10 protein-coding genes are annotated in these 14,405 nt (G+C 42.2%); 3 read left to right on the plus strand and 7 right to left on the minus strand.

The window, feature by feature from the left end; translation table 11 throughout:
- Positions 1 to 49: 49 nt before the first annotated feature.
- A complete protein-coding gene (locus ACE1AT_RS01315) occupies positions 50 to 1,423 on the minus strand; it encodes a lipid-A-disaccharide synthase (RefSeq protein WP_374865508.1) in 1,374 nt (457 codons plus the stop codon).
- A gap of 75 nt (positions 1,424 to 1,498) precedes the next feature.
- Here ACE1AT_RS01315 and ACE1AT_RS01320 point away from each other — a divergent pair, with 75 nt between their 5' ends.
- The gene (locus tag ACE1AT_RS01320; protein WP_374865509.1) at positions 1,499 to 1,747 is read left to right on the plus strand and encodes a hypothetical protein; all 249 of its coding nucleotides are present in this window, start codon (positions 1,499 to 1,501) and stop codon (positions 1,745 to 1,747) included.
- A 232-nt stretch (positions 1,748 to 1,979) separates the two neighbouring features.
- Here the strand turns inward: ACE1AT_RS01320 and ACE1AT_RS01325 are convergent, their stop codons facing one another.
- From ACE1AT_RS01325 to ACE1AT_RS01335, 3 genes are all read right to left on the minus strand, one after another.
- Complete coding sequence (locus tag ACE1AT_RS01325; protein WP_374865510.1) at positions 1,980 to 2,237, minus strand: type II toxin-antitoxin system RelE/ParE family toxin; 258 nt, start codon at positions 2,235 to 2,237, stop codon at positions 1,980 to 1,982.
- On the minus strand, positions 2,215 to 2,436 hold the full coding sequence (locus tag ACE1AT_RS01330) for a hypothetical protein (protein ID WP_374865511.1): 222 nt from the start codon (positions 2,434 to 2,436) through the stop codon (positions 2,215 to 2,217). Before ACE1AT_RS01330 ends, ACE1AT_RS01325 begins: the two co-directional genes overlap by 23 nt.
- A gap of 160 nt (positions 2,437 to 2,596) precedes the next feature.
- Positions 2,597 to 2,731 carry a hypothetical protein gene (locus ACE1AT_RS01335; RefSeq protein ID WP_374865519.1) on the minus strand — a complete coding sequence of 45 codons (135 nt, stop codon included), beginning with the start codon at positions 2,729 to 2,731 and terminating at the stop codon, positions 2,597 to 2,599.
- Here ACE1AT_RS01335 and ACE1AT_RS01340 point away from each other — a divergent pair.
- Together ACE1AT_RS01340 and ACE1AT_RS01345 are read left to right on the plus strand one after the other, a co-directional pair.
- The gene (locus ACE1AT_RS01340) at positions 2,699 to 6,706 is read left to right on the plus strand and encodes a magnesium chelatase subunit H (protein ID WP_374865512.1); all 4,008 of its coding nucleotides are present in this window, start codon (positions 2,699 to 2,701) and stop codon (positions 6,704 to 6,706) included. The genes ACE1AT_RS01335 and ACE1AT_RS01340 overlap by 33 nt on opposite strands.
- A 362-nt stretch (positions 6,707 to 7,068) precedes the next feature.
- Positions 7,069 to 8,037 carry an N-acetylglucosamine kinase gene (locus ACE1AT_RS01345; protein ID WP_374865513.1) on the plus strand — a complete coding sequence of 323 codons (969 nt, stop codon included), beginning with the start codon at positions 7,069 to 7,071 and terminating at the stop codon, positions 8,035 to 8,037.
- A gap of 291 nt (positions 8,038 to 8,328) precedes the next feature.
- Here ACE1AT_RS01345 and ACE1AT_RS01350 read toward each other — a convergent pair whose 3' ends face one another.
- The 3 genes from ACE1AT_RS01350 to ACE1AT_RS01360 all read right to left on the minus strand — a co-directional run bounded on the left by ACE1AT_RS01350 (position 8,329) and on the right by ACE1AT_RS01360 (position 14,278).
- Positions 8,329 to 11,679: an AAA-like domain-containing protein gene (locus tag ACE1AT_RS01350; RefSeq protein WP_374865514.1), complete on the minus strand. Its 3,351-nt coding sequence runs from the start codon at positions 11,677 to 11,679 to the stop codon at positions 8,329 to 8,331.
- A gap of 277 nt (positions 11,680 to 11,956) precedes the next feature.
- A complete protein-coding gene (locus ACE1AT_RS01355) occupies positions 11,957 to 13,675 on the minus strand; it encodes an AAA-like domain-containing protein (protein ID WP_374865515.1) in 1,719 nt (572 codons plus the stop codon).
- Between the two features lie 258 nt (positions 13,676 to 13,933).
- On the minus strand, positions 13,934 to 14,278 hold the full coding sequence (locus ACE1AT_RS01360; protein ID WP_374865516.1) for a hypothetical protein: 345 nt from the start codon (positions 14,276 to 14,278) through the stop codon (positions 13,934 to 13,936).
- Between the last annotated feature and the right edge of the window lie 127 nt (positions 14,279 to 14,405).

A 14,405-nucleotide genomic window follows, 5' to 3' on the forward strand; every position in this document is an offset into this window, starting at 1 on the left:
GCTAGAATGTAGAGACACAAGGAATCACATATCTTCGTGTCTTTGTGTTTCAATTTACTAATTTTTTGTATTTTTCCATCTCTTCATATACCAATTGTGCTATTTTATCCGCTGCACCAGTTTCTCCCCTAATACTTTGCAGTTTCGTTCTTATTTGGTCTAATTTTTCTGGATTATTCAAAAAATCTAGAACCATTTTTGCCACTTCTTGCGGTTGAAGTTTACCAACTAATTCTGGAACGACTTCAGATTTTGCCCAGATATTCGGCCATGCTAATAAACCTTTACGCTGCAAAAATATCCAGTTAATTAACTTAGCAAAACCCGTACCGACTCCCGGCAAATTTGCCAAAATTCCTGGTAAACCATCCCAAGATCGCATAGCATCCAGTTGTTGAGTGGGTAGCAAAACAATCATAGGCACGGCTAAGGAACCAAGTTCGGCTGTATTTGCACCTACGGTAGTTAAGCAAATCTGGCATTGAGATAATATGTCGTAGGCTGGGTGATGAGTGATCAATTCTACAGTTAAACCTTTTGAGGTTTTTAAAACTGGAGATTCAGAGTTGATTAATTGGGCTGAAACTCCACCGAAAGTTTCTGTATAAGGGTTTTTCTCAGGATTGGCAAAACTCACCAAAGTTTGTAAATCCAAAGTTGGCGCTACAGGAATGAAAAACTTTGTTTGTGGTCTTTGGGCTTGAACATGTTCTGCGATCGCCAATGTCAAAGGTACTCCCTGCGCTAATTTTGCCGGCTTGGAACCAGGTAAAATACCAATTAATTCGATTGACGGAGAGAGGGGAAAACAGGGAAACAAAGAAGATGAAGAAAACAAAGGAGAAATTCTTCCTTGTCCCCCTTTTCCCCCTTGTCCGCTTACTTCCGAACCGACTTCTGCCATCAAATCTCCCACAACTGTAAATTTGTGGGCGTACTTAGGTGATACTTTGGTAGCAACTTCTGGTTTCATCACCCCAAAACGATCAATCAAATTATGCCAACGTGCTTCCCACTCTGCATAGACCACGCTACGATAACCAAGTCTTTTAGCTATTACTACCGGAAAAATTTGATCCCCGCCCAGAAAAACTACTACTCCCTGACTTCTCCAATCCCAATTTTCATAAGTTTTTCCCCAGAGCAAAAATTTCCAGAAATGTTCTGCTGACTGTACTCTGTCTACTTCTGGATAAGAACGGGCGATCGCGGCTTCTTTGCCACTGGCGTTGGGACAAGGCGAGAGAACAACCGAAATTCTGATGTGCGATCGCCGTAAGGCGGGTGCTTTGCACCATCGCGTAGCGTCTCCTGTAGAGAATCGCTCATCTGTTAATTTTTGCCGCAATGACTTGACTACAGGACGTACCCATGTAGTTACTTCGCCAGGGCCATTAGAAAGAATCAGAATATCAAAATTCATTTTAGTGGTTAGTGGGATTTAAAATAAGCATAATAGTGTAGAAATGCGAAAAAGAACTTACCCAACAGGAGAAACATGGCAGCCATTGTGAAACTACAACTCTCCTTAGAAGCTTTCGCAGAAGCAATATCTTCCCTGAATTTAGAAGAAAAGCGTCAACTTCAAGAGATAATTGAGCAACAAATTTTTGAAGCAGAAGAAGCAGCGTACGAAGACGATGTAGAAACACAGGCAGAAATTCAAGCAGTTCGCGCTGAGTATGCAGCTGGTGAGTCTATGACTATGGATGAATATCTTGCTAACCGCTCAAATCGAGCATCATGAGTTACACGATCATTACTTCAAAATCTGTACAAAAGCAGATTGATGACTTATTAAAAATGGCGAAACTAAGGACTACAAACATCCACTGGTTTTTCAAGAAGATTTATAAATAAGTTTGAAAGGCTTCATCATCTGGGAGCATCTAAAATTTTGCAAATATAAGCGTTAGTGCGATCGCAATCCCTAGTAGATACAAGTTTGGGTGGAATGAGGTGGAAGCCAAAACATAATACTAGTTCAACACTGTTTCATACTCATCATGACTACCGATCCAAAACCAGTAATAATCATCTCCCTTTTTTAAAGCCAAAGCACGATATCCACCAGTGACACGGGCAGACCAAAGGTTTTTGCCAACTTTTTTAAAGTGTAAAGACGGATGAGATTGATTTTCTTGCCAAAGTTTATATGCTTTTCTAGCTTGCTCTCTCACATCCTCTGGTAGTCGGGCGTAAGCTTCCCAAAAATCAGGAGTTGTTAAGGATTTCATCTATATCTTGCACCCGGTTTGCTGCAATATCGACTTCAGCTTTTGCAATGAGTCGATCTAATTTTCCCGATACCAAGTCAGTTTCGATTTGCTGATCCCACATTTGTTCCAAATATTCTTCCAGCCAAGCAGCTAGGTGACGAATATCATTTTCCGGTAGTTTTTTTATAGCAGCTTCAATTTCTGGCAAATTAATCATAACTGAGTTGATAAGTCAATATCTTGACTTATTTATTTTATCAACGCTTCGGTCAAGGAACTTCTGATTTAATTAACAAAAATTAATATTTTGCGAGTAAATACTTTTTAAATTCGTCAAAAACTGTAACAATATGTTTCGTTGTTTATATCTTTTTGTGTCAGATAGGCGACAAAATCGCCATGCAGTAAGCTTTTTCTGATAAAAAAAGACTGAGATTGCCGATAGATTTGAGAACACGCATCAAAGGAGCCGAAGAAGCATGTTCACCCACGTCAAGTCCACCATTAGACATATTGCGCCTGATGATCTGCGAGGGCGGCATTTAATTAAGGTGGTCTATGTCGTGTTAGAGTCCCAATACCAGAGTGCATTGTCACAAGCGGTAAGGGTCATTAACAAAGACCATCCTAACGTGGCGATTGAGATCAGCGGCTACTTGATTGAGGAACTCCGTTCGTCAGAAAACTACGAGGAGTTCAAAAAAGATGTCGAGACTGCCAATATATTTATCGCCTCATTAATTTTTATTGAAGACTTAGCTCAGAAAGTAGCAGCAGCAGTACAACCCCATCGCGATCGCCTTGATGTTGCTGTAGTTTTCCCATCTATGCCAGAAGTGATGCGCCTAAACAAAATGGGTAGCTTCTCAATGTCACAGTTGGGACAGTCAAAGAGTGCTATTTCCCAATTCATGCGTAAGCGTAAGGAGAAATCCGGCGCTGGCTTTGAAGATGCGATGCTCAAGTTGTTAAGGACTCTGCCCCAAGTGCTGAAGTTCCTACCAATGGAAAAAGCACAGGATGCGAGAAATTTCATGTTGAGCTTTCAGTATTGGCTAGGAGGTTCGCCAGAAAACCTGGAAAACTTCTTGCTGATGCTAACTGATAAATATGTATTGAAAAATGTAGAGACGTTACATGTAACTTCTCTACAATACGAAGCACCGGTTGTTTATCCAGATATGGGTATTTGGCATCCTTTGTCAATGACAATGTTTGAAGATGTCAGAGAGTATCTGAACTGGTATAACAGCCGTAAGGATATTTCCAAAGATTTAAAAGATCCCTTAGCGCCCTGCATTGGCTTAGTTTTGCAGCGTACCCACTTAGTTACAGGTGATGATGCTCACTACGTAGCAATGGTGCAGGAATTAGAAGCGATGGGCGCACGGGTAATTCCGGTATTTGCTGGTGGTTTAGACTTTTCTAAACCTGTAGATGCTTACTTCTACGAACCAACTACCAAAAAAGCCTTAGTTGATGGTGTAGTATCTTTGACAGGTTTTGCATTGGTGGGTGGACCAGCCCGTCAAGATCATCCCAAGGCAATTGAAGCCCTCAAGCGCTTAAATCGTCCTTATATGGTCGCTTTGCCACTGGTATTCCAAACTACCGAAGAGTGGATGGATAGCGATTTAGGCTTACACCCAATTCAAGTAGCGCTGCAAATTGCTATTCCAGAATTGGATGGAGCAATTGAACCGATTATCTTATCAGGAAGGGATGGGACAACAGGCAAAGCGATCGCTCTCCAGGATCGAATAGAAGCAGTCGCCCAACGCGCCTTCAAATGGGCAAACCTGCGTCGTAAACCCAAATTAACAAAGAAAGTTGCGATTACAGTTTTCAGCTTTCCACCAGATAAAGGAAATGTGGGAACCGCTGCTTACTTAGATGTGTTTGGTTCCATCTATGAGGTGATGAAAGCACTTCAAAACAATGGCTATGATGTGCAAGACTTGCCAGAAAATGCCCAAGCCTTGATGCAAGAAGTCATCCACGATGCTCAAGCCCAGTACAGCAGTCCAGAATTGAACATTGCCTATCGGATGTCTGTACCTGAGTATGAAGCACTCACCCCCTACTCCCAACGTTTAGAAGAAAACTGGGGACCACCACCAGGACATCTCAACAGCGATGGACAAAATCTGCTGATTTACGGAAAACAATTTGGTAACGTCTTTATCGGTGTTCAGCCTACCTTTGGTTACGAAGGCGATCCAATGCGGCTGTTGTTCTCCCGTTCTGCTAGTCCCCATCATGGTTTTGCTGCCTACTACACCTACTTAGAACAGGTTTGGCAAGCTGACGCTGTGTTGCACTTTGGTACTCACGGTTCTTTGGAATTTATGCCAGGTAAGCAGATGGGTATGTCTGGTGAATGTTACCCAGATAATCTAATTGGCACAATTCCGAATCTGTATTATTACGCAGCTAATAACCCCAGCGAAGCCACAATTGCTAAACGTCGCGGCTATGCAGAAACTATTTCTTACCTAACTCCCCCTGCGGAAAATGCTGGTTTGTATAAAGGTTTGAAAGAACTCAGTGATTTAATTGGTTCTTACCAAACCTTAAAAGACACCGGACGCGGTATTCCCATTGTCAACACCATTATGGACAAGTGCCGGATGGTGAACTTGGACAAAGATATTAATTTTCCGGAAACCGACGCTAAAGATATGTCGGCTGAAGACCGGGATAATATCGTTGGCATGGTCTACCGTAAATTAATGGAAATAGAATCGCGCCTTTTACCTTGCGGTTTACACGTCATTGGTAAGCCTCCGAGTGCAGAAGAAGCAGTTGCTACTCTTGTGAATATTGCAGGTTTAGATCGTCCAGAAGGTATAGAGAAGTTAAATATAACGTCTCTACAAAGCCTACCCCGGATTATTGCCAATAGTGTGGGACGCGACATCGACGAAATTTACAAAAACAGCGATCGCGGTATTTTAGAAGATGTCCAATTGCTGCAAGATATTACAATGGCAACCCGCGCCGCAGTTTCCGCCCTTGTTCAAGAGCAAACAGACGCTGAAGGCCGAGTTTCCTTTGTATCCAAGCTGAATTTCTTTAATATGGGTAAAAAAGAACCTTGGGTAGAAGCACTGCATCAAGCAGGTTACACCAAGGTTGATGCTGCTGCACTCAAACCAGTATTTGAGTATTTAGAATTCTGCTTGCAGCAAGTTTGCGCCGACAACGAACTTGGTGGATTACTCCAAGGTTTAGAAGGTGAGTACGTTTTACCTGGCCCTGGTGGCGACCCGATCCGTAACCCGGATGTCTTACCCACAGGTAAAAATATACACGCTCTCGACCCGCAATCTATCCCGACACAAGCGGCAGTACAATCAGCCAAAATCGTTGTAGACAGGCTACTGGCAAGACACAGAGCCGAAAACGGTGGTAATTATCCCGAAACTATTGCCTCTGTGCTTTGGGGAACCGACAACATCAAAACCTACGGAGAATCACTAGCACAAATCATGTGGATGGTGGGTGCGCGCCCGGTTCCCGATGCTTTGGGACGAGTCAACAAGTTAGAGTTAATACCTCTAGAAGAATTGGGACGTCCGAGAATTGACGTGGTGATTAACTGTTCTGGTGTATTCCGCGACTTGTTCATCAACCAGATGAACCTGCTAGATCAAGCTGTGAAAATGGCTGCGGAAGCAGATGAACCCCTGGAAATGAACTATGTCCGCAAACACGCTTTGCAACAAGCACAGGAAATGGGAATCAACCTGCGTCAAGCAGCAACTCGCGTTTTTTCCAACGCTTCTGGTTCCTATTCGTCCAACATCAACTTGGCGGTAGAAAACAGCACTTGGGAAAGCGAAGCAGAATTGCAGGAAATGTACTTGAACCGCAAATCCTTTGCTTTCAGTGCCGATAACCCCGGTACGATGGATGAATCCCGAAAGATTTTTGAAAGTACTCTCAAAACTGCGGAGATGACTTTCCAAAACCTCGACTCTTCCGAAATTAGTTTAACTGACGTTTCTCATTACTTCGATTCTGATCCGACTAAAGTTGTCGCAAGTCTGCGTGGTGATGGTAAAACACCAGCATCTTACATTGCAGATACAACGACTGCTAACGCTCAAGTGCGGACTTTATCAGAAACCGTGCGTTTAGATGCTCGTACTAAATTATTAAATCCCAAATGGTACGAGGGAATGCTATCTCACGGTTACGAAGGTGTGCGCGAACTCTCCAAACGCTTGGTAAACACAATGGGTTGGAGTGCGACTGCTGGCGCTGTTGATAACTGGGTTTACGAGGATGTGAACACCACGTTTATCCAGGATGAAGAGATGCAAAAGCGGTTGATGAACATGAACCCCCATTCTTTCCGCAAGATTGTATCGACTTTGTTGGAAGTGAATGGACGTGGTTATTGGGAGACAAGCGAGAGTAATTTGGAAAAGTTGCGTGAGTTGTACCAGGAGGTTGAAGACCGGATTGAGGGAATTGAGTAGGTTATAACTGTGTAGAAACGACCAATGTAGAGACGCGCCTTAGCGAAGCCATGCACGACAGCGCTATTGGCGCTTCTCTACACCAACCCCAAACAGGGTGGGGTAAAAATATTTTTGCAATAGGTCTCTTGTAGAGACGCGAAATTTCGCGTCTCTACATTCATTTTCACCAGATGTCTAATGGATTATTGTCAGTTTGAGCCACTTCAAAAAGTGAGATGCTCCCAATACGATCGCATTCCTCATAAACAATTCTGATTTTTAGTTTGTAGTAAGGACTTTAGTCCTGATTTTGAGGACTAAAGTCCTCACTACAGACTTAATATAATATACCAGTTTGATAATTTTATATCTAAAATCATATGAGCTATGTTTTAGGAATAGATGGTGGTGGAAGTAAGACAGTTTGTATCTTGATGAATCATCGACAAGAAGTCATCGGTCGTGGTGAAGCAGGTGCATCTAATTATCAAGTTATTGGAGTAGAAGCAGCAATTACATTTATTCAAACTGCAATTATTGCAGCTTTAAATAAAACTGAGAATATCACAGTCGAAGCTATTTGTTTGGGATTAGCCGGTGTCGGTCGTGCCGCTGATATTGAAATTATCAAAAGTATTGTAGACTTTTTACAAAATAGTGATTATATCCCTATTATTTGGTCATTAAAATCATCTAATATTATCATCACCAATGATGCTTTGATTGCTTTGGTTGGTGGAATTGGCAAGGATGTAGGAATTGTAGTTGCTGCTGGTACTGGTTCTATAGTTTTGGGTCAAAATCAGCAAGGAGATATTAAAAGAGTCGGGGGTTGGGGTTATCTTTTAGGAGATGAAGGTAGCGCCTATAAAATTGCTGTTGCTGGTATGCAAGCGGCTTTAAAATCTTATGATGGACGTGAGATGCAAACCAGAATTGTAGAAGATTTAAAGCAACATCTCAGTTTAGCAAATATAGAAGATTTAATTGAAGTTATATATCGGCGCGGCTGGGGTGTTAGAGAAATAGCAGCTTTAGCACCAATTATTGATCATGCGGCTGCCGGAGGTGATGAAGTTGCAAGTCAAATCATTGACAGTGCTGTGCAAGAGTTAGTCCAAGCAACTTCTACAGTGATTAATGCTATTTTTGATTCTGGTGAAGTTTTGGAAATAGTCACAATTGGAAGTGTGTGGCAAGGTCAATGCAAGATGCACAAAAGATTTTCAGCATCTATTGTCAAGAAATTTCCTGCTGTCAAAGTTATTTTGCCAAGATTTGAACCTGCTTATGGTGCTGGTTTGTTGGCGTTGAAGAGTTTATTGATATCTTCGCCTGGTTTTGATTGATAGCGATTTCAAAAACTGACGGAAGTGGAGCGATCGCATCTTGAAAAATGAGAAGGACAAGTATGGCATTCTTAAAAAGATCCCCGACTTTTTAGAAAAGTCGGGGATCTGGGTTATGCGATCGCAACCAATAATACACTTCACCCACTTTTGTGCTGTTTAGTGTTTGTATCGCCGTGCAATCTAAACGCAACTCCCTACAATGCCAATGTATCGACTTACATTGTTAATGTATCGGCTTACATTAAACTTTTTGCACAAATTAAGTTAATTCTCATCAAAATCTCCCCATCACCGCTTCGCCACATCAGCTTTCAAATACTTACGAGTATCAATACCATCACACACTCTCCTATCCTCTTCGCTCACATCCGGATTAGTCTTGAGATAATCATGCACCTGAGCGCAACCCTGCGCTAGTAAATTATCAAAATTCATAGAATCCAAATCCCACAACTTGACTGTGTTGTCAAGACTTGCAGAAGCCAGAGTTTTTCCATCTGGGCTAAAGGTGACACTCCATACCCTATCGTTATGCCCTTTGAAAGTAGCAATTTCCTGTCCTTGTAAATTCCATAACTTGACTGTGTTGTCACGGCTTGCAGAAGCAATAGTCTTGCCATCGGGGCTAAAGGCTACGCTCAATACTGATTTGCTATGTGCCTTGAAGGTAGCAAGTTGCTTTCCTTGCAAATCCCACAACTTGACTGTGTTGTCACCACTTGCAGAAGCAATAGTCTTGCCATCGGGGCTAAAGGTGACATTCCATATGGCTTTATTATGTCCCTTGAAGGTGGTAAGTACTTTTCCTTGCAAATTCCATAACTTTACTGTAGCGTCACTACTCGCCGAAGCCAGAGTTTTGCCATCTGGGCTAAAGGCTACGCTATAGACGCTGTCGTTATGCCCTTTGAGGGTGGCAAGTACTTTTCCTTGGAAATTCCACAACTTTACCGTAGTGTCACTGCTTGCCGAAGCCAGAATTTTTCCATCTGGGCTAAAGGCAACATAATTCACGCTGGCGTTATGCCCTTTGAGGGTGGTAAGTACTTTTCCTTGCAAATTCCATAACTTTACTGTAGCGTCACGACTCGCTGAAGCCAGAGTTTTGCCATCCGGGCTAAAAGCAACATCAATAACCCCATCGTTATGTTCTTTGAAAGTGGCAAGTACCTGACCTTGCAAATTCCACAACTTTACCGTGTTGTCCCAATTTGCAGAAGCCAGAGTTTTGCCATCCGGGCTAAAGGCAACATCAATAACCCCACCATTATGTTCTTTGAAAGTGGTAAGTACCTGACCTTGTAAATTCCACAACTTAACCGTATCATCATCGCTTGCGGAAGCCAGAGTTTTTCCATCTGGACTAAAGGCTACACTCCATACTGCGTTGCTATGTCCTTTGAAGGTGGCAAGTTCTTTTCCTTGCAAATTCCACAGCTTCACGGTACCGCTAGCACTTGCAGAAGCGATAGTCTTGCCATCTGGACTAAAGGCGACGCTATATACCGCAACCGCATTACTCTGTACTTTAAAGGTGGCAGTTACCTTATGCTGTTGCAAATTCCACAACTTTACTGTGGTGTCACGACTCGCTGAAGCTAGAGTTTTGCCATCTGGGCTAAAGGCTACGCTATATACCCTGTCGCTATGCCCTTTGAGGGTGGCAAGTTCTTTTCCTTGCAAATTCCATAACTTTACTGTGGCGTCATTGCTTGCGGAAGCCAGAATTTTGCCATCTGGGCTAAAGGCTACGCTATAGACGCTGTCGCTATGCCCTTTGAGAGTGGCAAGTTCTTTTCCTTGCAAATTCCACAACTTTACCGTATGATCATCGCTTGCGGAAACCAGAGTTTTTCCATCTGGGCTAAAGATGACGCTAGATACTACATCGCTATGTCCTTGTAGTTGATTCTGTTCTTTAATCCCATAAACTAGTTGCCGCAAATCATCTATTACTGTTATACGCGTATCTGTTTCTATATTTTGATTTATTTGTTGAAGTTGTTTGCCTAGCTTCAAACCTTGTACTAAAGCCCTCATATCTTGAAAATCTGAGTTTCTTAAATTATCTGCATTCACACTCAAAGTACTAATTGCTGCATTTAATAATAATTTTTCTGCCTGTCGCACTTTCTGTAGAGCAAATATTCCTATGATCACTGCACCCACCAAAGTTACCCCCAGCACCACAGAACCAATTTGAATTTGTCGCTTGGCTTTCCGATTCGCTGCTTCTAAAATCCTTTTTGCTTCTGCTTCTGCTTCCAATCGCTTGTGTACATCTCGCTGTTCTAATTCCTGACTGGCTGCTAAAAACTGGTAATCTACATCACTCAAGCTTTTACCTGCTGCCCAGGTTTGAGCATCTGTTAAAGCCTGTCCCCGCAACAAACGCGATTCATCCTCACGGTTAGACTCTACCCACGCATCCAGTGTATTTGCATAGGGACGTAATTTTCCTAGTAGCTTATTGCACCATTCCTGTTGAAACACCTCTGCATAAATGCGATTGTAAATTCGTAACTTCCCATCGCGCTTAACTACTAAACCTGTCAGACGCAATTCTGTTTGTTCGGGACTATCATCCGCGGGAATCCCATCAGGAGACTGGACAATTTGCTGACATAATCCCAACAATCTCCCGGTACGCTGTTCACCACTTCGCATGATCCTGTCGCGGATAGTTCTCAGGTGTTCGGGTTCGTCTTGTGCTTCCCAGTTTTCGATGATGCGCTGACGCACTACGCAACTCACAAAGTTAGAGGGATTTGGTACTGCTGATAAAGAAGACATCGCAGCATAAGGACGCGGTTCTTTACACTTATCGCTTTCTTGATCTTTGTGTTCTGATAAACTTTTGGCTGCTTGCAACACCAGTTTACAAACCTTCTGGGTTAAAAACGGTTGTCCCCCAGTCCAATACAGTACTGCTGACATCATCGCTTGCGAATCGCAAAAATCCTCGAATCCCCGCGCTAGTGGTTCTGTTTCCTCTGGTTCAAATCCAGTTAAATCAATTGCTCTACCAATATTAAAGGGTGTGCGTCGCCGATCTTGAATCAAGTCTGAAGGAGTAGACACGCCCAAAATTGCAAACGTCAACCGATTATAAACAGGTTTATCTGCCCGACGATTATAACAATCTCGAATAACGGCAAAAAAATCATCGGTATGAAATGGCAGACTCAGAACACTGTCAATTTCATCGATAAAAATAACTATATTTGTAGTAATTGCTTCTAGTAATATCGTGTCAAAAAACTTGCTTAACTTCTGGACTGGTGAGATTAAATTGTTTTCTGTCCACCAGGTTTCTAAATCAAAAGTCGTGTAAAGATTGAAACTACCAATTAAACTATCAATTACCCCAGCGTACCACTGCTCCGGTGTAATATCTGCCGTGCCAATCGAGGTAATATCAATCACAGCACAGGCTACCCCTTCTAACTGCAAGCGCTGCATCACCTGTACCCGCAAGCTAGATTTACCCATTTGCCGGGAGTTAAGAACGTAACAAAAATCACCTGCTTTCAAGCTCTCATACAAATCTTTGTCAGCTTGACGGGTAACGTAGGTTGGAGCATCTTGGGGAAGACTACCCCCGACTTGATAGTGGTATTGGGTCATGTCAATGGTCATTTGTCATTGGGCATGGGGCATGGGGCATGGGGCATGGGGCATGGGGCATGGGGCATGGGGCATGGGGCATGGGGCATGGGGCATGGGGCATGGGGCATGGGGCATGGGTATTCTCCCCACACTCTCCACACTCCTCTTCTTATACCAATTCAATTAATGATTGCAACACATCCTTTGTTCAAGACGCGATGATACTCTTACCTTGAAGCCGCTCTTACGAGCGTCTACGCGTCTCTAGAATATGGTTTATTTGTCACATTCTTTTTTCAAATTGGTATTAAATTCCCAAGCGATCGCAAAAATATTTACGATATAAATCACACAAGGGCATGACATCATTTCTTTGGAGTTTGACTAACCCCATGCTACGCAGTTGAAATGCTTCGGTTGTTCCTACGTCTACTGGTGAATCTGCTATCATCACTTGTGTAATTGCTGACAATAATTTGGCATCATTTTCGATATTCAGCAAGTGGCGACGCAGATGATCGCTGTAGGGGCCTTCTTCCGTGGGTGCAATTTGTTGTAGTTTCTCTAAGGTCATACGCCCACGCGCAATTTGATACAATGCTACCCGCACTAAGTAAGGATGACCACCAAACAGGCGCATGATCTGATCAACTTCTGAATCACTCCAACTCAGACCATGTTTTTGGATTAAATCTTGTACTTGAGCTTGCGTAAATTCTGGTAGTTCTATCGGTAAACCAACATTAAAAGGTGATTGGTTGATGTTGAGAGGAATGTAAACTTCTTTAGAATGTACTATTACCAGTCGCAGTTTTTGCCAGATAGGCTCATTTTTTGCTTTTTCGTGCCAAGAACGCAGTAATCCAAAAAACTCTTGAGCAATTCCGGGATGCTTGAAAACTTCATCAACTTCATCTAAACCCAAGGCGATGGGGGTGTCAATCTCGTTTAATAAATACCTTTGGAAATAATTAGTACACTTATTTTTACTTCCTAAAATACCTTTCCAATAATCAGCTAACTGATCTGGTAAATTCAACCCGTAGGTGATGCTAGCGGAAAACCATTGTAAAAATTTCTCCGAACTATTGAGAAATTCAGCATCTGCATCTTGGAAGTTGATGCACACAGTTTGATAACCTTGCTGTTCAGCGTGGTGCAAAATTCGCCTCATCAATGAACTTTTACCCATTTGTCGGGGTGCTTTGACACGAATCAAAGCACCAGTTCTCACAATTGCTTCGTAACAGTCGGTTTCAATTGGTGGACGTTCGACATAGAAAGCAGAATCTAAAGGTACTTGTCCCTCTGGTTCTTCCAAGGAAAAGATTAATGTTGTGGGGATAGGTGTTACCTGTTCTGATTTTTTTGCTAGATGAATTGTATTGCGATCGCCCCCATTTTCTACTTCACCTCGCCCTTGTTCTGATAAAATACTAGACGCATGAGAATTTTCAACTTTGTGAATATTATCAGGGCTTTTTAATACTGGGGTTGAAGACTCTGGAATCCCTTCTAGATCAATAGAAGCACAACCTAATTCGTATGCTTCCTCATAAGTTCTACCTGCGCCCAAAGCATCATAAAACCCAACCGCAAATTCAATCGCAGCCCTATCCCCAATTTTCTGGTTCATACCAATCACATAATTAATGTGTTGATGAATTGCTTGGGCTTGGGCTTCAGAGTAGCAAGCATTAAAGAATACGCACTCAACTTTATCTTGAAAAAATTTGAATAACCTCGCTAGAGATTCTGTACTTACTAATTGCATTTCCCCAGCATTATTTTCCAATACCAAACCTTGAGTGCCAGCCCCATGTCCAGAAAAATGCACTATTTGTGGTTCATAATCTAATAAAGCCCGACGCAAATCATCAGTACGCACGGCCCATTTGCAGATAATTTCAAATTGATCACGTCCTTTAGAACGCTGCAATCCTGCTTCAATTTCTCGCACCTCTTCATCCAAGCGGAGCTTAGATGTATTCTTGGGGTTTGCTGATATAATTAATATTTTTTTCACTGTTAGATTAAGTTTTATAAATAGAAAATATTGATAACAAGTAGTTTGAACTACATCAGATTATCAGGTTATTTCTAAATATTATTGAAAATCGGGAAGGGAGATTGGGGATAAGGGAAGGGAGACAAGGAGGGAACGCGGGGTGCGGGGACGCGGAGAAAAACTAATGACAATTGACTATTGTACAGACGTGATTCATCGTAGAGACGCGATTCATCGTAGAGACGCGATTAATTGTACAGACGCGATGAATCGCGTCTATTGACTAATAGACATTTCCTCCGTACTGGCTTTTATACGGCTAACAGAACTTCTGTGGATGCGATCGCTTTTACGAACACCACCAGCCATTTCATATTCTACGCTGTCTTTGCCATACTTAAAGGCAACCCCAATTAGCATTTTTTCTGAAAGATCACCCAATTGTTTCTCCAATTCTTTCATTTCTGTTTTGGAAGAGTCAATTACAATTAAAGCAGTATTATAAGCATCTATTTTGGTACGGTATTGCTCGATTAGTTGTGTCATATTTTGCAAATTGCGAGCATCACCAAAATCCATATTTGGATCAATTGCTTTGAGTCCAGAACAGGGTAAGCTCATCTAATTTGGTGTAATGTGAACTTGACAAATAAAAGAAGATAAGAAGAAACGACCGGATAAAAAACGCACTTGACAACTGAGCAGGATAAATGAGAAGACTTCAATGCTGTTGTTAACACATAGTCAG

It is taken from the genome of Pelatocladus sp. BLCC-F211 (genome assembly GCF_041928655.1).
Lineage (GTDB): Bacteria > Cyanobacteriota > Cyanobacteriia > Cyanobacteriales > Nostocaceae > Pelatocladus.

What these genes read in the sequence shown, in the direction of transcription:
- ACE1AT_RS01360 (WP_374865516.1), bottom strand. Translation starts at nt 14,278, where the DNA reads ATGAGCTTACCCTGTTCTGGACTCAAAGCAATTGATCCAAATATGGAT.
- ACE1AT_RS01345 (WP_374865513.1), top strand. Translation starts at nt 7,069, where the DNA reads ATGAGCTATGTTTTAGGAATAGATGGTGGTGGAAGTAAGACAGTTTGT.
- ACE1AT_RS01315 (WP_374865508.1), bottom strand. Translation starts at nt 1,423, where the DNA reads ATGAATTTTGATATTCTGATTCTTTCTAATGGCCCTGGCGAAGTAACT.
- ACE1AT_RS01330 (WP_374865511.1), bottom strand. Translation starts at nt 2,436, where the DNA reads ATGATTAATTTGCCAGAAATTGAAGCTGCTATAAAAAAACTACCGGAA.
- ACE1AT_RS01340 (WP_374865512.1), top strand. Translation starts at nt 2,699, where the DNA reads ATGTTCACCCACGTCAAGTCCACCATTAGACATATTGCGCCTGATGAT.
- ACE1AT_RS01325 (WP_374865510.1), bottom strand. Translation starts at nt 2,237, where the DNA reads ATGAAATCCTTAACAACTCCTGATTTTTGGGAAGCTTACGCCCGACTA.
- ACE1AT_RS01335 (WP_374865519.1), bottom strand. Translation starts at nt 2,731, where the DNA reads ATGTCTAATGGTGGACTTGACGTGGGTGAACATGCTTCTTCGGCTCCT.
- ACE1AT_RS01350 (WP_374865514.1), bottom strand. Translation starts at nt 11,679, where the DNA reads ATGACCATTGACATGACCCAATACCACTATCAAGTCGGGGGTAGTCTT.
- ACE1AT_RS01320 (WP_374865509.1), top strand. Translation starts at nt 1,499, where the DNA reads ATGGCAGCCATTGTGAAACTACAACTCTCCTTAGAAGCTTTCGCAGAA.